We start from the raw sequence: 21,947 nt of genomic DNA on the forward strand, positions 1-21,947 counted from the left end.
GCCGGAAAGCATGTCGCAACGCGCACTGCAATTACCCCCCCGCGGCGCCTACTGTGAACTGGCGGAGCTGATCGGCCTGCGCCTGCTGGGCAGCCAGCTCGACCTCGGCAGGCGCAAGCGCGCCCTGAACCAGCTCACCGGGCCCAACAAGTCTAGCTTCCGCGGCCGCGGTATCGATTTTGAGGAAGTGCGAGGCTACCAGGCGGGGGATGACATTCGCAGTATCGACTGGCGGGTTACCGCGCGCACCGGCAGCGCCCACACCAAACTGTTCCGGGAGGAGCGCGAGCGCCCGGTGCTGATCGCGGTGGACCAGCGCAACAGCCTGTTCTTCGGGTCGCGGCACTGTTTCAAGTCGGTACTGGCGGCCCACCTTGCCAGCCTGCTGGCCTGGAGCGCCCTGGACAAGGGCGACCGCGTCGGCGCCCTGCTGTTCAACGGCGTGGAGCACCGGGAAATCCGCCCCCGCCGCAGCCGCCGCAATGTACTGGCCATCCTGTCCGCCCTGGCCGACTACAACCACCGTCTGCCGCTCCAGGCCAGCGCCAGTGGCGGCAGCTTCAGCGATATGCTGGGGCACCTGCGACGGGTGGCGCGCCCCGGCAGCAGCATCTACCTGATCAGCGACTTTCACAACGCCACCCGCGATGGCGCCAGCGAGCATCTCTACCAGTTGGCCCGTCACTGCGAGATTACCGCGCTGGCCTGCCACGATCCGCTGGAACTGAACCTGCCCCGCGCTGGCGTTTACGCCGTGACCGATGGCGAACAGACGGTCCAGCTCAGCACAGGTGACAGGCACTTGCGCCGCGAGTACACCAAGCGGGCGCTTACAGAAGCCGAACAGTGGAGTCTGGAACTACAACGTCTGGGCATCCCGCTATTGGCATTCTCTACCACCAGGGCCCCCTTTCCAGTACTGCAGAACTACTACGTCGCGGGTAAACACTGAATGCAGGCGACTGATCCACTGGCCAATCTGCAGCCCCTGCGCACACCGGCCGAGCCCGGCTGGTGGCCCCCGGCGCCCGGCTGGTGGCTACTGGCGGGATTGTGTCTATTGCTGCTGGCGCTGGCTGCCTGGCAAATCTGGCGTCGTCACCGGCGCCGCCGCTATCGCCGCCAGGCGCTGGCGGAATTGTCACGTTTACAGTCCACCTGGCCCGCCGACGACGACAGCGGCTTCAGCGCCCAGTGCAACCGCCTGTTGAAGGCCGTGGCCCTGCGCAGTTTTCCGCGCACGGAAGTGGCGGCCCTTAGCGGAGAGCGCTGGCGCGAGTTTCTCAATGGCAGCATCAAGGGGGTGCAAGGTGAGTTGTTCCCGGCAAGCTTCAGCGCAAGCCACTATCGCCCCGCTGTCGAACCAGTGGCGCGGGATGCAATCTATCAAAGTTGCCAGCTGTGGATACGCAAGCACGAGGCCAGCCTGTGATTGAATGGCAATGGCCCTGGATGCTACTCCTTCTGCCCCTGCCCTGGCTGGCCCGGCGCTTGCTGCCAAGACTCGATAGTCAGCAAATCGCCTTAAGTACGCCCTTTTTCGACCAATGGCAGGATCTGGGCGCAAAGGGTACGGCACCCAGCGGGCGCAACTGGCCATTGCTGGCCTGCCTCTACCTGCTGTGGCTGCTGCTGTTACTGGCGGCCGCCCGTCCGCAGTGGATTGGCGAGGCTATCGAATTACCCAACAGCGGCCGCGACCTGATGCTGGCCGTGGACATTTCCGGCAGTATGCGCATGGAAGACATGATTGTCGGCCAGCGCCAGTTGCGCCGTATCGACGCGGTAAAAGCGGTTGGGGCCGACTTTATCGTCCGCCGCGAGGGGGATCGCCTGGGGCTGATCCTGTTTGGCAGCCGCGCCTATGTGCAGTCTCCCCTCAGTTTTGACACCGCGACGGTCAGCGGCTTCCTGGCAGAGGCGCAGATCGGTTTCGCCGGCCAGGAAACCGCCATCGGCGACGCCATCGGCCTCGCCGTCAAGCGCCTGAAAGAGCGCCCCGCCGAAAGCCGCGTGCTGATCCTGCTCACCGACGGCCAGGACACCGCCAGTTCAGTGCAACCCCTGGATGCCGCCCGCCTGGCACGGGATCTGGGCATCAGGATCTACACCATCGGCATTGGCGCCGACCGCTTGACCCTGCCGGGTCTGTTTGGCTCCAGCTTTGGCAGCCGCCAGGTAAACCCCTCGGCAGAGCTGGACGAGGACAGTCTGAAACAAATGGCCGAACTCAGCGGTGGCCGCTACTTTCGTGCCCGCGACCCCCAGGAACTGGTGGGGATCTACCAGATCCTCGACCAACTGGAACCGGTGGAGCAGGACGCCACTACCTACCGCCCGCGCCAGGCCCTCGGCCACTGGCCACTGGCCGGCGCTGTCCTGCTGAGCTTCCTGCTGGCACTTTGGCACTGCCGGCGCCAGGGCCTGTTCCAGCGTACCACGGCAAACAGCGAGGCCGCCGCGTGACTATCGATGCCCTGCACCTGTTGCGCCCGCAATGGCTGTGGGCCCTGCTGCCAGCCCTGTTGCTTGCACTGGGGCTGCTGGCCGCACGGCGCCGCTCGGGCAGCTGGAGTTCCGTGATCGACCCGGAATTGCTGCCCTACCTGGTATCCAGTAGCAGTGGCAACAAACGCCGCAATGCCCTGCCCTGGCTGTTGCTGGCCTGGCTGCTGGCCTGCGTTGCGCTGGCCGGCCCCAGCCTGCACAAGATCCCGCAGCCGGTGGCCCAGCGCGAGGACGCGCTGGTGGTGATCCTGGACCTCAGCTACTCGATGAAAGCCGCCGACCTGGCGCCCTCGCGGCTCGACCGGGCGCGACAGAAAATTCTCGACCTGCTGGATGTGCGCGAGGAGGGGCAGACGGCGCTGGTCGCCTTTGCCGGGGACGCCCATGTCGTCACCCCCCTCACCGACGACAAGGCTACCATCGCCAACCTGCTACCGGCCCTGAACCCTGACATGATGCCGGTGCCCGGGAGCGACGCCGCCGGCGCCGTCTCCCTGGCGCTGCAACTGCTGCACAGCGGTGGCGCCCGCGACGGGCGTATTCTGCTGCTTACCGATGCCGTCGCCCGCGACCAGCACGACACCATTGCCGATGCCGTAGCGGACGCCGGGGTGGAGCTCGACGTGATGGGTATCGGCACCGCCAGTGGCGCGCCCCTGCCCCTGCCGGAGGGCGGTTTTCTCAAGGACGCCTCTGGCACTATCGTCGTTCCCGGGCTGGATAGCGCCGAATTATCCCAGCTGGCTCGTAAAAGTCGCGGTCGCTACCTCACCATGCAGCTGGACAACAGCGATCTGCAGGACATCGCCACTGCGCTCGACCTGCCGGGGCAGGAGCGCCTGAGTACCTCCGAGCGGCGCGCGGACCACTGGGAAGATCAGGGCTATGTGCTGGTCCTGCTGCTTCTGCCGGCCGCCCTGTTGCTGTTTCGGCGCGGTGTGCTACTGGGCCTGCTCGCCCTGCTGTGGCTGGGAGAACCGGCGCCAGCCCAGGCCCAGGCCTGGGACGACCTGTGGCTGACACCGGACCAGCAGGGGCAGCGCGCCCTGCGGGCGGGCGATGCGGAAAAGGCCAGCGAACTGTTCGACAGCGCACCCTGGGCCGGCACCGCGGCCTATGAAGCCGGCAACTTCGAAGGCGCTGCCCGGCACTTTGCCGAGGGTGACAGCGCCGATGACTGGTACAACCGCGGTAATGCCCTGGCCCGCGCCGGACAACTGGACCAGGCCATCGAGGCCTACCGCGAATCCCTGGCACGGGCGCCAGACCAGGCCGACGCCCAGGCCAACCTCGAACTACTGGAGCAGCTGAAACAGCAGCAGGAACAACAACAGGACCAGCAGGAACAAAGCCAGGACGGCGAACAGCAGGAACAACAGCAGCAGGAACAAAGCCAGAACGGCGAGCAACAGAATCAGGGCGACCAGCAACAGCAACAACCCGGAGCCGATCAGGAACAGGAGCAGAGCCAGCCCGGCGAGGAAGAGTCGCAACAGCAGCGCAATAAGCAGCCCGGGGAGCCCGAACAAGCTGAGGAACAGCCCCAACAACCCCAGGGTAGTCAGCCGCAAGAAGAAGCAGCAGATAGCACAGAACAACAGGCGGCGGCCGCCGAGCCATCGACCGAGCAGACCGAACGCGATCAGGCCCTGGAGCAGTGGCTGCGCCGGGTGCCGGATGATCCATCCGGACTGCTGCGGGAAAAATTCCGCTATGAAAGCCGACAGCGACAACAGCAGGGAGAAGCACCGCGAGATGACCAGAACTGGTAAGGGCGCCCGCAGGGGTGCCTGGCTACTGTGGCTATTGCTGCCGTTACTGGCGCAATCGGCACTGGCCGCCCTCGAGGCACGGGTGGATCGCAATCAGGTAGCCCTGGGAGACACCCTGCGCCTGGAGATCAGCGCCACCGCCGGAGAAGACCTCGGTGACCTGGATCTGACGCCGGTGCAGCGCGATTTCGACATCCTGCAGCGCTCGTCCACCAGCAGCGTCAATATCGTCAATGGCCAGCGCAGCGAAAGCCGCCAGCTGGTGCTGGAGATCACGCCCAGGCGGCAGGGCGATCTCCTCATCGGCCCGCTGGTCAGTGGCGCTACTCGCAGCCTCCCGCTGCAGGTGAATGTCGGCCCGCCGCCGCAAAACCCCGCCGCGGATGCCCAGGTGCTGTTTGAGGCAGAAGTCGATCGCTCCCGGGTTTACGTGCAGGGCCAGGTACTGCTGACCCTGCGCCTGCAGCAGGCAGTGAATCTCGACAACCGCAGCGTCACTGAACTGCAGATCGACAATGCCTTCGTCAAACCACTGGAACAGAAGTCCTACCAGCGCACCGTGAACGGTCGCCCCTGGCTGGTGCACGAAATCCGCTATGCCATCTTCCCGGAACAGAGCGGCACCCTGGAGATTCCCGCCCAGACCTTCTCCGCCCGCGAAAGCCTGGCCCGGCGCAGCCTGTTTGATCGCGCCAACGGCCCATTGCTGCGACGCAGCACCGAGCCCCTGACCATCGAAGTGCTCCCGCGCCCGGATAGCTGGCCCACCAACACCACCTGGCTACCGGCGCGCAATCTGACCATCGAGGAAGAGTGGTCGGTACCGCCGGAGCAATTGCAGGCCGGCGAGAGCGCCACCCGTACGGTGCGCATCCGCGGTGAAGGCCTGCAGGGCGCACAGCTGCCCCCTACCCTATTCCCCGCCCAGGCCGGCCTGCGCTACTACCCGGATCAGCCGCAGATCACCGAGTCCGAAAGCGGCAGGGGCCTGGTTGGCCAGCGCGTGGACAGCGCCGCCCTGGTACCCGCCGTCGCGGGTCGTTACCGCATCCCGGAAATCCGCATTCCCTGGTGGGACACCGAGCGCGGCGAACTGCGCGAGGCGGTGCTGCCAGCACGAGAAATCGAAGTCAGTGCCGCGAGCGCAACGCCCACTGCGCCGGTCCAAGCGTCAGCGGCAGTGGAGCCTTCGACGCCGGCCGCCATTGCCCCGGGCGCGAGCAGTAACAGCAGGGAACTGTGGTTGTGGCGCGGTATCGCCGCGGCCGGTTTACTGGGCTGGTTGTTGACCGGATGGCTGTGGTTTCGCCAGCTTCGGGCGAGGCGCGACGCGGCGCAGCCGGTAGCCAGCCTTCCCCCGGAAAATGAGAACCACGCCTACAAGCAATTGATGGCGGCCTGCGCCGGCAGCCAGGCAGGCGCCGCGCGACAGGCACTGCTGGACTGGGGGCGCAGCCTCTACCCCGGCGAGCGCGGCCTGTCGCTGAGCGAATTCAGGCGGCGGGTGGATAGCGCCGAGCTCTCAACGGTCATCGAGCGCCTGGAGCAAAACCTGTTCGCCCGCGGCGACGAAGAATGGGACGGCAGTGCCCTGGCCCAGTGTGTAAAATCCCTGCGGCCGCAACTGCGCAGCCGCAGTGGCGCTGCCGAAAACAACGCCCTGTCGCTGTACCCCACCTGAGGTGGCCAGGCCTGGTCTAACCTGGCCTGGCCTGGCCGGGGGGCCTAGTCTGGCCGAACCGTATCAATCCACCAGGGACTTGCTGAGCACCTCAAACACATCCGGCGACAGTTTTGGCAACGCCGCCAAGCGCTCCAGTTCAGTGCGCATCGCAGCCCCCTGCGGCGCGGCGTAGTTGCGCCAGCGGGTGAGCGGCGCCAGCAGGCGCGCAGCGATCTGCGGATTGCTGGTATTGAGGGCTTCGATCACTTCTCCGTGGAAGCGATAACCCGCGCCGTCGGCGCGGTGGAATTGCAGGGGATTGCCGTTGGCAAAGCCCCCCACCAGCGAGCGCACCTTGTTCGGGTTGCGCAGATCGAAGGCTTCGTGCTGCAACAGCCCCTGCACCCGCGCCAGTGCGCCCTCCCCCGGCACCGTCGCCTGCACCTGCAACCACTGGTTGACCACCAGGGCTTCCGCCTGCCAGCGGCGGTAAAAATCATCCAGCGCTTCATCGCGCTGGGCGTCAGTCCCGCGCTGGCTGATCACGCGCAGCGCCGCCAGGCTGTCGGTCATATTGCCGGCACTCGCATACTGGGCGCGGGCCAGGGCAATGTGCTCCTCCCGCGCCAGTGCCAGGTACTCCAGACTCAGGTTGCGCAGGCTGCGGGCGGCAATCTGGCCGGCTACTGGCGCATAGGGCGCATTCACTACATTGCGGCGATAGGCCTCCAGCCAGGTGGCCTCGGCGTGCAGCGCCAGGGCCTTGAGGACTGTTTCCCGTGCCAGGTGGATGCTCTCTACCCGGGCGCCGCCCCGACGGGCGGCCAGCTCCGCAAGGTAGCCCTCTCCCGGCAGGCGCAGCATCTCCGCTACCATGGCGGGATCGAGTGAGGTGTCCTGCAACAGGGTCTCACAGGCCTTCAGATACAGGGGGTCGACACGCGCTGCCTGGTCCTCCCGGATCTGGCCCTCCACTTCCTGCAGCACCGAAATCGCCAACTGCTGCGCCGCATCCCAGCGCACAAAGCCGTCGTCGTCGCGGCTCATCAGGGCGCAGAGTTCCTCGCGACTGTAGTTGTATTCCAGACGCACCGGCGCGGAAAAGCCGCGCAGTAGCGAAGGCACCGGACGCTCGCGAACACCGCTAAAGACAAACTGCTGCTCTGCCTCGGTCACTTTCAACACGAGGTGGGTGTTGTCTTCGCTCTCGACATTGGGTGCCTCGCCCTCCAGTTGCAGGGGCAGATTGCCGGCGTCCCCCAGCAAGCCCACCGCCAGCGGAATCAACAGAGGCTGTTTCTCCGGTTGGCCCGGGGTCGGCGCTGTGCTCTGGCGCACACTGAGGGTGTAGGTCTGGGCATCCTCGTCATAGTCACCGCCCACCGAGAGCAGCGGGGTGCCGGCCTGGGCGTACCAGCGGCGGAACTGGCCGAGATCAGTACCGGATGCCTCCTCCATCGCCAGCACGAAATCCTCACAGGTCACTGCCTGGCCGTCGTGGCGCTCGAAGTAGAGATCGGAGCCTTTGCGGAAGGCCTCCGGCCCCAGCAGGGTGTGGATCATGCGCACCACTTCGGCACCCTTTTCGTAGACCGTCAGGGTGTAGAAGTTGGAAATCTCGATAAAGGAATCCGGCCGCACGGGGTGGGCCATGGGGCCGGCGTCCTCGGCGAACTGGGCGGTGCGCATTACGGTGGCATCTTCTACCCGCTTCACCGTGCGCGAGCCCATGTCGGCGGAGAACTCAGCGTCGCGAAATACGGTAAAGCCTTCCTTCAGGCTGAGCTGGAACCAGTCCCGGCAGGTAACCCGGTTGCCGGACCAGTTGTGAAAGTACTCGTGGGCAACGATGGCCTCTACCGTCTGGAACCCCTTGTCGGTGGTGGTTTCCGGGCTGCACAGCACGCAGGAGCTGTTGAAGATATTGAGGCTCTTGTTCTCCATCGCCCCCATGTTGAAGTCATCCACCGCGACAATGTTGAAGATGTCGAGGTCGTATTCACGACCGTAGACCTCTTCATCCCAGCGCATCGACTTCTTCAGGGAGATCATCGCGTGGTCGCACTTGTCGAGGTCTTTCTCCTCGACAAAAATGCGCAGGCTGACCTGGCGGCCGCCACGGGTCGTGAAGCTGTCGTCGACACTGCGCAGGTCCCCCGCCACCAGGGCGAACAGATAGGCGGGCTTGGGGAAGGGGTCGTGCCAGCGGGCGCGGTGGCGGCCGTTGCCCAGGTCTTCCGCAGCCACCGGGTTGCCGTTGCTGAGCAGCACGGGGTAGCGGGCTTTCTCGGCCTCGATACTGACCTCGAACTCGGCCATCACGTCGGGGCGGTCCAGGTACCAGGTAATCTTGCGAAAGCCTTCCGCCTCGCACTGGGTACAAAACATAGTGCGCGATTTGTACAGCCCTTCCAGGGAGGTATTGTCCTGGGGACGAATACGGCAACGGCTGGACAGCGTGAACTGATCCGGTACATCCGCAATGCTCAGGCTGTCCTCGGCGAGAGAGTACTCGCCCTCCCCCAGCTCGCGCCCGTCCAGGGCCAGCCACAGCAGCTCCAGCTCCTGACCGTGCAGCACCAGTGCTTCGCCGGCCCCGACGCCGCTATTGCGGCGCAGATGCAGCGTAGCCTCCACGATGGCGCGATCCTCGTGCAGGTCGAAGGCCAGCTCGGTGCGCTCGATGAGAAAAGCCGGCGGACGGTAGTCTTTCAGATAGATGGCACTGGGCCGGGCGTCGCGCATGGTTTACCTCTCGCGTCGTTTCAGAAAATCTTACAGTCGTGACAGGGCAACCTGGTAGCCGCCGTACTTGCGCAGATTGATCACACCGGTGTCGAAGATCAGGTACTGGCCCTTGATACCGAGCAGGGTGCCCTCCACCGCAGGAGTCTTGTCCAGATTGAAGGACTTCACCTTCACCGGGTACTCCAGCACCGGGTAGTCGATGGCGACTGCCGGTTGTCTCTCCAGCACGCTGATGGCCTGCAAACCGTGTTCATCCTGCAGGCGGGCGATGTCTTCGGCGCAGGCGGCCGTCAGCTCGGCGCGACGGGCCTCCAGGTCTACCGGCTCACCGGCACCCTTGAGCATGGTCTGCCAGCTGGTCTTGTCCGCCACGTGAGCCTTGAACAGGGTTTCCACCAGGCCGGACTGGAAGCGACTGCCGACCCGGAAAATCGGCTGTGCCTGCGTCGCGCCCTGGTCCATCCAGCGGGTGGGCACCTGGCTGTGACGGGTAATGCCCACCTTTACCCCGGAGGTGTTGGCCAGGTAGACAATGTGATCGATCATGCAGTGCTGCTCGCCCCACTCCGGCTCGCGACAGGTGCCAAGGTGGTAGTGGCACTTCTCCGGGCTGACAATACAGCTGTCGCACTGGGCCAGGCGCTTGAAGCAGGGATAGCAGTAGCCCTGGCTGAAGCTCTTGCTGGTCTTGCGATCGCAATGGATGCAGCGGATGGTGCCCCGGTAGTCCAGGCGCAGGGCCTGGCCCAGCAGGGCATTGAGGGGTTCGCGGTGCTCGCCGAGCACCATCTGGTACTGCACGGGCGCTTCCAGCGCCGTGTGCATCTTGCGCAGGGGACCTGCGGAAATTTCCTGGGCCAAGGGGCCTCCTGTTACGGGGCGCTCAGTCGCGCCAGTTGAGGGGCATTTCGTCCCCCGGGGCGTTACCGACAGGATCGTCGCAGACATCGCCGGCCTTGTGGCCGCGGTCGATATAGCCCACCCGCTGCTCTTCGGGCAGGTTCAGCTCGCCCCAGGCGATCAGGGCCTGCAGGCATTCCCGACGCTGCTCGGGGCTCAGGCGGCGGCCGTCGGGCCACTTGCCGATCTCCACGGCGATGCGGAGTTTTTCGTAGACCTCGGGGGTCAGGCTTTCAATCAGTTGCTGGTATTCCATGGCGGCGGGGCTTTGCTTGCGAGGGGCGCGATTATAGCGCCCCCGCCTCAGGCTTTGGAAATGCGCGACAGGCCACCGAACAGGGCGCCGAGAACAGCGCCGCTGAGCAGACCACCGACATGGGCGGCGTTAGCGATCGCGCCAAAGCCCAGCACCTCCACCACGCCGAGTATGCAGACCACCAGCCAGCCCACCATTAACAGCATAATGGCCGGCCGCGGCTGTATGCCCCAGCGCGGCTGCAGGGCGCCGGCCACCCAGGCGAAGCCCAACAGTCCGTAGACCACCCCGGACATGCCGCCGAAAATTCCGGGGCCGCCGAACAGGTACTGGGCCGAATTGGACACCAGCGCAATCACCAGGAACAGGCCGAACATGTTCAGGCTGCCCATGACTCGCTCGATACGGGCGCCCAGTTCCCACAGCCACAGGCTGTTGAAGACGATATGCAGCCAGCCAAAATGCAGGAAGGCAGGCGTGATCAGCCGCCAGTACTGCGCGCCCATGGACTCGAAGCGGATCTGCCCCTGATGCACCTCGAAGGGCGTAAAGGTCAACTGGGACAACCAGGCCAGCGGCGCATTGAAAAACACCAGCAGGAAACCGCCGAGACTCAGCGCCAGCAGCAACAGGGTCACCGGTGCCCCGCGCCACCGCAGGCCGCCATCGCGTACCGCCGGGGTCCGGCTGCGCTCCAGGGTGATATCAACCTCCCCGGCGCGCCAGGCCCGGTACAGCTCTGCCACCGGCGCCACGTGGGCGTCATCCAGGACTTTCAGTACCTGCTTGCCCTGCTCCTCGTAGATGCGGTGGCCGACACCGCGCTGGTGCAGGGCCACGCTGAGGGGCAGCAAGTCCTCCTCGAGCCCCACCCGCAGGGCCGGGTACCCGTCTTTCATGGCGTGCACTTCTTCAATTAACCAGGGCGTAGCTCCAGCGCAGTTTGTCCCTGCAGCTGGCGTAAAAGCTGTGACCAATCGGGTGCAGCAGGGTCAGGCGATGGGGCTTTTTGCTGATCACCACATAATCCCCGGGGCGCGCGGTCATATTGACCTGGCCATCACAGGTAACGGGTGGGTGGATGCGGTTGCGGCCGAGAATATGAATACTGATCTCGCTGTTGCCGTCGACCACGATGGGGCGGCTGGACAGGGCGTGGGGGAACATGGGCACCAGCACCACCGCGTCCAGGGTGGGGTGCATGATGGGGCCGCCTCCAGACAGCGAATAGGCGGTGGACCCGGTCGGTGTGGAGACAATCAGCCCGTCTGCCCGCTGGCGGTAGACAAAGGTGTCGTTGATGGACAGCTCGAACTCTATCATCTGCGCCGAGGTGCCGGAGTTCACCACCACATCGTTCAGGGCATCGGCCCTGCCCACGGTCTTGCCGTCGCGGGTCACACGGGCGTCCAGCAAAAAGCGGCGCTCGCGCTCGAACTTGCCGTCCAGCACCGCGGGCACCTGCTGCTTGAGCTCATCGGGGCTGATATCGGTGAGAAAGCCGAGGCGACCGCGATTGACGCCGAGCACCGGCGTTTCATAACGCGCCAGAGTGCGGGCTGCGCTGAGCAGGCTGCCGTCCCCGCCCACCACGATGACCAGGTCTGAATCCTCGCCAATCTCCTCGACGCTGCCCTGCTGGTAGCGGCCAGCGGGTAAAAGATCCCCGAGGCGCTCCTCCAGTACCACCTCCAGCTCGCGCTCCAGCAGCAGCGCCAGCAGCTCTTCGAGCACAGACTGCACGCCCTCTTGCTGACTGCGGCCGACAATACCGATTTTCTTGAAGGATGGCTGCATGGATTACGTTCCGCCCCGAATGGACTGGTATTATAAACACGAGACTCACCGGGGCGCATGCATGCCACAATCCGACCCCCCTGCCCTGCTGCTGAAGGAGCTGCGACACCCCCGGGTGCGCGACCTGTTCTGGGCCTGTTTTTCAGCGCCGCTAATGCTGAATGAGCAGCTGCCCGGTGTCTCAGCGCCCGTTACGAATACTGCCTTTACACTTTCCACACAGCGGCAGCGCTGGCTGCAAACCCTCGATACCAACCCGGCGCCATTGCTCGAGCACCTGGAACAGAACGCCGCGACACGTCTGGGCCTGTATTTCGAGGCACTGTGGCATTTTTTTCTCGCGCAGGACAGCGAAGTGGACCTGCTGGCCCACAACCTGCCGGTGCGCGAGGGTGGCCGCACCCTCGGCGAATTCGACTGCATCTACTACTGCCACCGCCGCCAGCAACCGGTCCACCTGGAACTGGCGGTGAAGTTCTATCTGCAGCGCCGCGGCGGCAGCAGCACCTGGCAGGACTGGCTCGGCCCAAACAGTCGCGACCGGCTGGATCTGAAACTGCAGCGCCTGCTGGAGCACCAGAGCCAGCTTTCCCGTTTACCCGCCGGCCGCGCACAGCTGGCGAGTATCGGTATCGACGATCCTCTGCCGGAGGTGGAGATGAAGGGCTACCTGTTTCAACATTTTCGGGAGGAAGGTGCCGGCCCGCCCGGCTTCAACCCGGGGCGCAGGCTGCAGCAGTGGTGTCACCACCGCGAAGTGGAGGCATTGCTCGCGGGCAGCGGCGAACACCACCGTATCCTGCCTCGCCTGCAATGGCTGGCACCGCTGTTTGGGCCAGACTCATCGGCATCTGCGCTGGAGGCTGGTGCCCTGCTGCGCCGGCTCAGCACTCACTTTGCCGGGCCCGGCAGCGCCCAACTGGTCGCTGCCTATGACCACAAAGGCATAGAAACCCGGCGTTTTTTTGTCTGTAGCGATCAGTGGCCGGGCTGAGCCCCCAGTGCCAGCCAGTCAAAGCCGCGCCGGCCCTGGAGTCCGCCGGTGTGCACCAGCACCAGCGGCCTGCCCGCATCGATATCACCGCTGGACAACAGGCTGCGCAGGGCCAGCAGGGCCTTGCCGGTGTAGACCGGCTCCAGCGGCAAGCCGTGGTGATCGCCCCAGGCGATCACTGCACGCAGTTCGCTATTGGTCCGGGCGAAACCGCCACAGTGAAACTCGTGATAAAGCCGCCAGTCAGCAAGTGTTTCATCGTTGTCGCCTGCCAGTGCCTGGAGATTGGCCAGAATCCTCTGCTGCGTATCCAGCGCGCCCTTCAGGGCCGAGATTCCCAGCACCTGAAAGCGCTTGTCCAGGCCGGCGACAATACCCGCCAGGGTAGTCCCGGTACCGGTGGCGACCACCACCTGCGCACCACTCTCAAAACGCTGCCGAATGGCAGCGCCAATAACCTGGCACCCCCGCGCGCCCTCGGGGCAGTCGCCGCCTTCGGGGATCAGCATGTCTGCCCGATAGTCCTGCATGCATGCCAACTGGAATGCGGGATCGTGGCGCTGGCGATATAGCGAGCGGCTGAGCGGATATAACGCCATGCCCCAGCCAGCCGCTTCCACCAGAGTCGGGGTGGCCAGGTCTTCGCCGCGCACCAGACCCACAGTTTGCAGGTCCATCTCGCGCCCCAGAGCCGCCAGCGCGTGCAGATGGTTGGACCAGGGGCCGCCAAAACTTAACAGGCGCCGACACTCCCGCTGGCGAGCTGTGCGCAGCAGGCCGGATAGTTTGAAGATTTTGTTGCCCGGCGCGAGGGCATCACAGCGATCCAGTCGCAATACCTGAAGCGGCTGCTGTCTCCCATCCGGCAGGGGCAGCGTGACCTGCTGCCAGTGGACGTGGGTTAGCGTTTCTGAATGCGGATGATGAGGCGGCACAGGGCTGCCGAAACTCTTTATCCTTGTCTACAACTACAGGCCGACATTATTCTTCTGCAGCACCTGCTCCGCGCGGTAGCTGGAGCGCACGAACACGCCGGAAACCACTTCCAGGAAGCCCTTTTCCAGGCCCCAGTGACGGTACTGCTCGAACTCATCCGGCGTGACATAGCGCTGGATGGGCAGGTGGTTGGCAGTGGGCTGCAGGTACTGGCCGAAGGTGAGAATGTCGACATTGGCGGCGCGCAGGTCATCCATGGCCTCGCGGATTTCCTCTTCCGTCTCGCCGAGGCCGAGCATCAGGCTGGTTTTGGTCAACACATCCGGGCGGTGCGCCTTGGCGTGAGCCAGCACGTCCAGGGTCTGCTGGTAGGAGGCGCGCGGGTCGCGCACCGGGTGGGTCAGTCGCCTCACGGTCTCAACGTTCTGGGCGAACACCTCGATACCGGAGTCCACCACGGTCTCGACGTCTTTCAATACTCCGAGAAAGTCCGGGGTCAGGGCTTCCACCGCGGTGTCCGGGTTGTCTTCTTTCACTCGCCGCACACAGGCGGCGTAGTGGCCGGCGCCGCCATCGGGCAGGTCGTCGCGGTTCACCGAGGTCAGCACCACGTACTTGAGGCCCATCAGCGCTACCGAGCGGGCGGTGTTGTCAGGCTCTTCAGGGTCCAGCCAGCCTTTCGGGTTGCCGGTATTGACCGCGCAGAAACGGCAGGCGCGGGTGCAGACATCACCCATCAGCATGATGGTGGCAGTGCCGGCACTCCAGCACTCGCTCATGTTGGGGCACTTCGCCTCCTCGCACACCGTGGCGAGCCGGTGTTCGTGCACAATCCCCTTCACTTTCTCGAAGGTGGGGCCGCCGCGGGCGCGGATGCGCAGCCAGTGAGGTTTGGCCAGGCGCTCGCCGGCACGGCTGCTGGACTTGATACCGTCCTTGATGGCGCTAATGCCGCGCTCGTTGACGAATTTCTGTCCGCTGTAGACCTGCACGGTGGGGATAAGGTCGCTGTCTGCCATGAACTGTCCTGCAAAACTGCTGCGCTGTGGATCCGGGGCGACCGGAGCTTAAGGGTGCCGATTATAGCGGAAGCGGGCGCCCGGGTTGAGACCCTGCGGGATTATTCACCGACCCGAACCACTAATGTGGCTGCAAGCGAAAGCCCCGCGCCGGCAATGGCGCCGAATATCCCCACTACTGAGTTGGCAGGGCTCACGATATGGGGCTTAATGGCCAAAAGTAAAAACTTTAATTCAGGTAAAACATGACGGATACCCTCGCCACTGAAGGCCGCCGCGAACGCAAAAAGCGCGAAACCCGCGCTCGCATCCTCCGCGTGGCACAGGAGGAATTCACTCGCCGGGGCTTTGAATCCACCACCGTGGAGACCATCGCCGAACGCGCCGACATCTCCAAGCCGACCCTGTTCAATTACTTTCCCAGCAAGCTCGGCCTGTTGCAGGCCCTGCTGCCCGCGGTGGACGAGCGCTTCGCCGAAGCCATCGAAGCCACCGCTCGCGATGCGGTATCCACCGGCGAACGCCTGCACAACTTCTTCAGCTATGTGGCCTCGATGACGGAGGTCACCCCCCAGCTCACCCGCTCCCTGCTGCTGCAATCGCTGCAGGTCTACCAGGGCACAGACGCAGTGACCGGGGCGGCGGATCCGCGCCGCTTCCCGGCCACCCGGAGCGCTCTGCTGGCGCTGATCGACGCCGGCATCCTGCGCGGCGAAATCCGCACGGATCACAGTCCGGACCAGTTGGCCGAACACCTCACCGGTATCTATGTGCACCAGCTGATGACCTGGCTGATCAACCCCGACTATGCGATCAAGGAAGAAATGGCGGCCGCCGCCGCCTTTCTCGGCACGGCCCTGAGCCCCACCGCCAGCGGCTGAAGCCGACATCACCCGGGTTCAATATTTCACACTCCATTTGCTGCCCTGCCAGATTTTGTAAGTAGCCCCCCGCCCGCCGCAGGCGTATCTTTGCCCGCGGTCATTTTTTGTCCCCCAATATAATTTTTTACCCGCAACCATACGGCTACGCACAAGCGTCTGCTCATAGAAAAAAGCGAGGCTTACATGCAACACGCGAATCACTTCCGCCACGCGCCCCTGGCGCTGGCGATCTCCCTGCTGAGCGTCCCTGTCGCCCTGCCCGCACTGGCCCAGGGCGGGGCGCTGGAAGAGGTGGTCGTTACCGCCCAGAAACGCGAGGAGTCCAGCCAGGACACCCCCATCTCCATCACCGCCCTCAGCGCAACCGCGGTGGAGAATCGCGGCATCTCCAACAGCGAAGACCTGATCGGCGAACTGCCGGGCCTGTCCGGCTACACCGCTCCGGGCTCCCGCGGCGCATCCAGCCTGGCCATGCGCGGCGTCTCCGCCGGCAACCCGGCCAACCTGTCACTGGACCCCTCCGTCGCCATGTACATGGACGGCGTGTATGTGGGCAAGCTGGTCGGCTCCGCCATGGATGTGGCCGAAATCGAGCGCATCGAAGTACTGCGCGGCCCCCAGGGCACCCTGTACGGGCGCAACTCCACCGCCGGCGCGGTGAACTTCATCACCAAAAAGCCCACTGGTGAGTTCGGCGTGCGCGCCAGCGCCAAGGCGGGCAACTACAACTACCGTGAATTCAAGACCAACATCGACCTGCCGGCCTTCGGCACCGCCGGTGAAGGGCTCGGCGAGTTCGCCCTGAACCTGGGCTACCAGACCCGCCTGCGCGACGGCTTCTACGAGAACGACAGCCCCGGCGGTGACGACTTTGACGAACTGGATCGCCAGGCCTGGCGCTTGGCAGTCACCTGGAACATCACCGACAGCGTCTACGTCGACTACAACTACGATCACAGCGAACTGGATGAAATCGGCGCACTGCAACAGGTCGTGGGCTACAACCCGGTGGACGCCGGCGGCAATGTCAGCCGCATCGGCGCCATGCAGGGCATGCTACAGGCTGCCCAGGGCTGGGCCGCCAACCCCGGCGCCGACAGCCGTATTGCAGAGCGCTGGATTCCCTCCCTGCAGCAGAGCATCGCCGCCTACCAGAACGCCCTGGACCGCGGCGAGGGCCGCGCCGATGACGGCCTGGCCGACTTCGCGCCGGCCTCACAGAACGATGTCGATGGCCACTCCCTGACCGCCACCTGGGAAGCGGGTGACATGGGCGTATTCGGCGATGTGACCTTCAAGTCCATCACCGCCTACCGCGAAGTGGAGACCTCTGTCTTCGGCGACCTGGAAGACATCGACTCGCGCCAGAACGCCGACGGTATCGGCGCCTACTCCGACCTGGTGCACCTGACCCTGGGCCAGCTCTACGGCGCGTCTTCCGGCTACGCCTTCGCCCAGGTGGACAGCCTGTGGAACGGCATCGACAACATCGGCGCCTTCCACACCAAGCAGGATACCGACACCGGCTACGAGCAGTTCTCCGAGGAGTTGCAGATGGTGGGCAGTACCGACCGGGTGGACTACGCTCTGGGCCTGTACTACTTCGAAGACGAGGGGAAATATCGCCGCAACGCCATCTTCGCCGCCCCTCTCAACGGCGCCGGCAGCCAGTACTACGACAACGCCACTGAAGCCTGGGCCGCCTTTTCCCAGGCCACCTGGACGCCCGGCTGGATGGACGACCGTATCGCCCTCACCTTCGGCCTGCGCTACACCGAAGAAGAGAAGGATATCGACTACAACTACGGCGCCTATGAAACGCCCTTCGGACCGGTGCCGGCACAGGTCACCAGCCTTTCCGAGAGCTTCAGCAATGTCAGCGGCAATTTCACCCTGGCCTACCAGTTCAGCGACCAGGTGAACGGCTTCTTCCGCTATGCCACGGGCTACCGCAGCGGCGGTTTCAACGGCGAGGTGTTCAACAACGCCTACGACGAGGAAACCATCGAGCAGTACGAGATCGGCTTCAAGAGCGACCTTTGGAACCAGCGCCTGCGGATCAATGGCTCCCTCTACACCTACACTTATGAGGATCTGCAGGTCAGCCAGATCAGGACCGACTCCGGCGCCGCCACCAGCGTGATCACCAACGCCGGTGAGGCCGACCGCTGGGGCGGCGAACTGGAAATGATGGTATCGCCGCTGGACGACCTCATCCTCGGCCTCAGCTACTCCTATGTGGACGGCGACTTCGAGAAATTCCCCGAGGTCTGCGGGACCAACGTCCCCACTACCTGCATCGATACCTCGGATATCGCCAAGCGCGGCGCCTCCCCGGATCACCAGGTCAGTGTCTCCGCCGACTACCTGTTTGCCCGCACCGCCTTCGGCAACCTCACCGGCTATGTGCAGGCCAACTGGCAGAGCGACTGGGTGGAAACCGCCCTGTGGAGCGCGGTGGTCGGCGGCGAGCCGGTCATCTACGACCACCAGGGCATGGACGAGCGCACCATCGTCAACGCCCGCCTCAACCTCGAGGATATCCAGGTCGGCGACGGCTACCTGCGGGTCAGCCTGTGGGGCCGCAACCTGACCGACGACGACTACCCCAACTTCGCTGTGAACTTCGGTTCCCTGGGGCTGATCGCCGAGCAGTACGGCGCGCCGCGCACCTACGGCCTGGAAGTGAGCTACGACTACTGATCCGACCCTGCCGGGTTCTTTTCGGGGTGGCTCCGGTAACGGTGCCGCCCCTTTTTTATCGCCGTGACGACGCCCACCCTGCTGCCATCCCCCGGCAGTATAGAAATCGATACCGAAACATCCCCGCTGGAAGAATATGTCCATAGCCTGTCAGAACTGACGGGCGTATCGTGGCGCCGCGAGTAATTTCTTTACTCCGGGTTTAGTTTTACCTGCTCGATAACACCAAGGCAGCACACTGCCTTTTATAAGATGTACAGCGAGGTTTACATGCAGTCACCGAAGACCTTCTCACCGCGTCCGCTCGCCCTGGCCCTGAGCCTGGCGCTGACCCCCACCGCACTACCCGTACTGGCCCAGGGCGGCGCCCTCGAAGAAGTGGTGGTCACCGCCCAGAAACGCGAGGAGTCCAGCCAGGACACCCCCATCTCCATCACTGCCCTCAGTGAATCCAATATCGAAAACCGCGGCATCAACAACAGCGAAGACCTGATCGGTCAGATTCCCGGCGTATCCGGCTACGATTCGCCCGGCTCACGCGCCGCCACCGCCATCAACATGCGCGGCGTATCCGGCGGCGCTCCGGCCAACCTGTCGCTGGACCCGGCAGTGGCGCTGTACCTGGACGGTGTCTACGTCGGCAAGCAGGTCGGCTCGGCCATGGACGTGGCGGAAATCGAGCGCATCGAAGTTCTGCGCGGCCCCCAGGGAACCCTGTACGGCCGCAACTCCACCGGCGGCGCGGTGAACTTCATAACCAAGAAGCCCACCGGTGAATTCGGCTTGCGCGCCAAGGCGGGGGTCGGCAATTACAACTATCGCCAGTTCAAGGGCAATCTCGACCTGCCGGCCATCGGTACAGCGGGCGAGGGCCTCGGGGAACTGGCAGTCAACTTCGGCTACCAGACGCGCCTGCGCGACGGCCTGTACGACAACGACAGCCCCGGCGGCGATGACTTCGACGAGATGGACCGCCAGGCCTGGCGCTTTGCCGCGCGCTGGTCGCTGACGGATTCCCTCTACGTGGACTACGCCTACGACAACAGCAAACTGGACGAGGTCGGCGCCCTGCAACAGACTGTCGGCTTTACCTCGGTGGATCCCGCCGGCAATATCGGCCGCATCCAGGCCCTGCAGGGCACACTGGCCGCAGCCCAGGGCTGGGCGGCCATTCCCGGCACCGACCCGCGTATCAGCGAGCGCTGGATTCCCTCCCTGCAGGAAACCATCGCCGCCTACCAGAAGGCGGAAAACCAGGGCCAGGGCCGGGCCAGTTCGGGTATGGCGGACTTCACCCCGAAATCCGTCAACGATGTGGACGGCCACGCCCTGACCCTGACCTGGGAAGCCGGGGAACTCGGCTTCCTCGGCGACGTGACTTTCCGCTCCATTAGCGCCCTGCGGGATCTGGAAACCTCGGTGTTCGGCGATCTCGAAGACATCGACTCGCGTCAGGACGGCAACGGCATCGGCGCCTATTCCGACCTGGTGCACCTGACCCTGGCCCAGCTTTACGGTCCCTCCTCCGGCTTCGCCTACCCCCTGCTGGACGGCATGTGGGACTCGATCAGTGACATCGGCGCCTTCCACACCAAGCAGAACACCGTCACCCGCTACGAGCAGTGGTCGCAAGAGCTGCAGATGGTAGGCAGCACCGAGCGACTGGATTACGTCCTGGGCCTCTACTACTTCGAGGACGAGGGCGAGTACCGCCGCAACGCCACCTTCGCCGCCCCCTTGAACGGTGATGCCGCAGCGCAGAACTACGACAATGCCACCGACGCCTGGGCGGCCTTCTCCCAGGCCACCTGGACGCCCGGCTGGATGGACGAACGCCTGTCCTTCACCGCCGGCCTGCGCTACACCGAAGAAGACAAGACCATCGATTACGACTATGCAGAGGTAGTCTCACCCTTTGGCGTGACGCCGGCGCGCGCGGTCAGTCGCGCCAACGACTTCAGCAATGTCAGCGGCAACTTCACGGTGGCGCTGCAAGCCACGGAGGACCTCAACACCTACTTCCGCTACTCCACCGGCTACCGCAGCGGCGGCTTCAATGGCGAGATTTTCGACAATCCCTACGAAGAAGAGAGCATCGAGCAATTCGAGCTGGGCGTGAAGAGCGACTGGTGGGACAACCGCCTGCGCGTGAACGCCGCGCTCTACACCTATACCTACGACGACCTGCAGGTCAGCCAGGTGAAAACCGACGGCGGCGCCGCCACCACCCAGATCACCAACGCCGGCTCCGCCGAGCGCTGGGGTGGTGAACTGGAACTGGCCGCGGCACCGCTGGAAGACCTCATCGTCAGCCTGGGTTACTCCTATGTGCACGGCGACTTCGAGGAATACCCGGATGTCTGCGGCACCAATGTGCCTGTCACCTGTGTCGACGGCAGCAGCGAGGCCTCCCGCGCGTCACCGGGCACCCAGTTGACCGCGTCCCTGGACTACATTTTCGCCCGTACCAGCATCGGCGAGGTCCGCGGCTATCTCCAGGCCAACTACCAGGAAGACTGGCCGGAGAACTCCCTGTGGTCGGCGGTCATCAGCGGCGAACCCGTAATCTACGACCGCCAGGGCATGGACGCACGCACTCTGGTGGACGCTCGCCTGAGCCTGGAAAACATTGCCCTCGGCGACGGCGTCCTGCGCATCACCGCCTGGGGCAAGAACCTGCTGGACGATGACTATCCAACCTTCGCCATCAACTTTGGCAGCCTGGGGCTGATCACCGAACAGTACGGCCCTCCGCGCACCTATGGTCTGGAAGTCGCCTACGACTACTGACGCCCCGGGAGCAGGTAAAAAGAAAGGCGGCCCCGTATTTCACGGGGCCGCCTTTTCCATGTCCGGCAAAAAGTCCTGCAGGCTGGCTGGCGGCGCCGCCCTCAGCCGCCCATGAACTGCATGTTGAAACCGAAGAAAATCTGCCATTCGGGCTGACCCGGCCCGTCGTCCGCAATGCTGACCTGAGGCTCCACATAGGCGTTGAAGACCGTGTTGCCCTTCTTCCACACCTGCCCCACCCCGAGGCCGACGGGCACGCTGTAGGCGTCGTTCTCGAAGTTATACGCCCAGATCGGCGTGGAGCGCAGATAAGTACCGCCGCCCAACTGGTAGAAAAGGAAGGTCTGGAAGGCGCCCAGGTTCACATCGGCGCGGTCGTCCTCGCCGGCGAAACTGTGCTGCCAGGTCAGCAGGTAACCGTACTGGAACTTCTTCGAGGAAGCGTTGAACAGCACATTGGCAAAGCCCGCCGACCACTTCTCGCTGCCCAGCTCGTCCCTGGTGGCCGTCGGTGCAGTCAGCTGCGGGCCAATACCAAAGCTCACCGCCGGGTTGCCGGTATCGAACAGGTAGGCCGCCAGAGCGGTGAAATCGCCGATCCCGGTTTCATGGTCGCCGCCCACCGGGAAGGTATTGAGCGGCAATGAAGCCCGCAACAGCCAGTTCGACGAGCCGACAGTGAAGGGCTTGGCATAGCGCGCCCATACCTGGTTGCCCCATTCATCGTCGGTGCCGGTGATATCCCCGATATAGTAGTCCTGGAAACTGAGCGCGGTCATATTGGCCAGCGGGTTGTTGGCCTGGGCCGCGGCGGAGGCGTCGTGACCGGCCTCCTGGGCGCCCGCCATTGCCGCGCCTGTCGAAAACACCGCAGCGGTAAGGCACTGCCTGCAAGAATGATTCATAGCTACCTCATCGCGTGAACCGGACCGGTGTGAGCCAGTCGACACCGTCCAAATGGAATGTATTTCCAGTGG

At 64.4% G+C, this 21,947-nt stretch carries 17 protein-coding genes; 9 read left to right on the top strand and 8 right to left on the bottom strand.

The genetic code is table 11. From position 1 onward, the window contains the following. The first annotated feature begins 10 nt into the window (after window positions 1–10). The 5 genes from FVW59_RS05715 to FVW59_RS05735 are packed head-to-tail and all read left to right on the top strand — an operon-like array spanning window position 11 to window position 5,961. Window positions 11–952, top strand: coding sequence for a DUF58 domain-containing protein (locus FVW59_RS05715; protein WP_148063272.1), 942 nt, complete (start codon window positions 11–13; stop codon window positions 950–952). After that, complete coding sequence (locus FVW59_RS05720) at window positions 953–1,432, top strand: DUF4381 domain-containing protein (RefSeq protein ID WP_148063273.1); 480 nt, start codon at window positions 953–955, stop codon at window positions 1,430–1,432. After that, a complete protein-coding gene (locus FVW59_RS05725) occupies window positions 1,429–2,466 on the top strand; it encodes a vWA domain-containing protein (RefSeq protein WP_148063274.1) in 1,038 nt (345 codons plus the stop codon). Before FVW59_RS05720 ends, FVW59_RS05725 begins: the two co-directional genes overlap by 4 nt. Next, window positions 2,463–4,280: a VWA domain-containing protein gene (locus FVW59_RS05730; RefSeq protein WP_246139645.1), complete on the top strand. Its 1,818-nt coding sequence runs from the start codon at window positions 2,463–2,465 to the stop codon at window positions 4,278–4,280. The genes FVW59_RS05725 and FVW59_RS05730 overlap by 4 nt, the downstream gene beginning before the upstream one ends. Then, complete coding sequence (locus FVW59_RS05735; protein WP_187275780.1) at window positions 4,222–5,961, top strand: BatD family protein; 1,740 nt, start codon at window positions 4,222–4,224, stop codon at window positions 5,959–5,961. The genes FVW59_RS05730 and FVW59_RS05735 overlap by 59 nt, the downstream gene beginning before the upstream one ends. A 63-nt stretch (window positions 5,962–6,024) precedes the next feature. On the opposite strand, the gene pepN is transcribed toward FVW59_RS05735, so the two are convergent. From pepN to FVW59_RS05760, 5 genes are read right to left on the bottom strand one after another with little or no spacing between them, the layout of a single operon-like run. Further along, window positions 6,025–8,688, bottom strand: a complete 2,664-nt coding sequence (gene pepN / locus FVW59_RS05740; RefSeq protein ID WP_148063276.1) for an aminopeptidase N — start codon at window positions 8,686–8,688, stop codon at window positions 6,025–6,027. 30 nt (window positions 8,689–8,718) lie between these two features. Beyond that, window positions 8,719–9,516, bottom strand: a complete 798-nt coding sequence (locus tag FVW59_RS05745; protein ID WP_148063562.1) for a DUF2797 domain-containing protein — start codon at window positions 9,514–9,516, stop codon at window positions 8,719–8,721. 58 nt (window positions 9,517–9,574) lie between these two features. After that, the gene (locus FVW59_RS05750; RefSeq protein WP_148063277.1) at window positions 9,575–9,847 is read right to left on the bottom strand and encodes a YeaC family protein; all 273 of its coding nucleotides are present in this window, start codon (window positions 9,845–9,847) and stop codon (window positions 9,575–9,577) included. Between the two features lie 47 nt (window positions 9,848–9,894). After that, on the bottom strand, window positions 9,895–10,746 hold the full coding sequence (locus FVW59_RS05755; protein WP_148063278.1) for a rhomboid family intramembrane serine protease: 852 nt from the start codon (window positions 10,744–10,746) through the stop codon (window positions 9,895–9,897). A 13-nt stretch (window positions 10,747–10,759) separates the two neighbouring features. Then, window positions 10,760–11,644: an NAD(+) kinase gene (locus tag FVW59_RS05760; RefSeq protein ID WP_148063279.1), complete on the bottom strand. Its 885-nt coding sequence runs from the start codon at window positions 11,642–11,644 to the stop codon at window positions 10,760–10,762. A 61-nt stretch (window positions 11,645–11,705) separates the two neighbouring features. Here FVW59_RS05760 and FVW59_RS05765 point away from each other — a divergent pair, with 61 nt between their 5' ends. Next, complete coding sequence (locus FVW59_RS05765; protein WP_187275781.1) at window positions 11,706–12,638, top strand: DUF1853 family protein; 933 nt, start codon at window positions 11,706–11,708, stop codon at window positions 12,636–12,638. Here the strand turns inward: FVW59_RS05765 and FVW59_RS05770 are convergent. Continuing rightward, entirely contained in the window at window positions 12,623–13,474 is an 852-nt protein-coding gene (locus tag FVW59_RS05770; protein ID WP_187275782.1) for a 1-aminocyclopropane-1-carboxylate deaminase/D-cysteine desulfhydrase, read from the bottom strand. The two genes, FVW59_RS05765 and FVW59_RS05770, sit on opposite strands and share 16 nt — an antisense overlap. Before the next feature lie 132 nt (window positions 13,475–13,606). After that, the gene (gene lipA, locus FVW59_RS05775; protein WP_148063282.1) at window positions 13,607–14,593 is read right to left on the bottom strand and encodes a lipoyl synthase; all 987 of its coding nucleotides are present in this window, start codon (window positions 14,591–14,593) and stop codon (window positions 13,607–13,609) included. 245 nt (window positions 14,594–14,838) lie between these two features. Here lipA and FVW59_RS05780 point away from each other — a divergent pair, with 245 nt between their 5' ends. The 3 genes from FVW59_RS05780 (at window position 14,839) to FVW59_RS05790 (ending at window position 20,970) form a co-directional block, all read left to right on the top strand. Next, window positions 14,839–15,474 carry a TetR/AcrR family transcriptional regulator gene (locus FVW59_RS05780; protein WP_148063283.1) on the top strand — a complete coding sequence of 212 codons (636 nt, stop codon included), beginning with the start codon at window positions 14,839–14,841 and terminating at the stop codon, window positions 15,472–15,474. A gap of 186 nt (window positions 15,475–15,660) precedes the next feature. Beyond that, window positions 15,661–18,180, top strand: a complete 2,520-nt coding sequence (locus tag FVW59_RS05785; RefSeq protein ID WP_148063284.1) for a TonB-dependent receptor — start codon at window positions 15,661–15,663, stop codon at window positions 18,178–18,180. A gap of 270 nt (window positions 18,181–18,450) precedes the next feature. Further along, the gene (locus tag FVW59_RS05790) at window positions 18,451–20,970 is read left to right on the top strand and encodes a TonB-dependent receptor (protein ID WP_148063285.1); all 2,520 of its coding nucleotides are present in this window, start codon (window positions 18,451–18,453) and stop codon (window positions 20,968–20,970) included. Window positions 20,971–21,071: 101 nt separating this feature from the next. On the opposite strand, the gene FVW59_RS05795 is transcribed toward FVW59_RS05790, so the two are convergent. Beyond that, complete coding sequence (locus FVW59_RS05795; RefSeq protein WP_187275783.1) at window positions 21,072–21,818, bottom strand: hypothetical protein; 747 nt, start codon at window positions 21,816–21,818, stop codon at window positions 21,072–21,074. Window positions 21,819–21,947 lie beyond the last annotated feature (129 nt).

The organism is Parahaliea aestuarii, assembly GCF_008064635.1.
In the GTDB taxonomy this organism is placed as follows: domain Bacteria; phylum Pseudomonadota; class Gammaproteobacteria; order Pseudomonadales; family Halieaceae; genus Parahaliea; species Parahaliea aestuarii.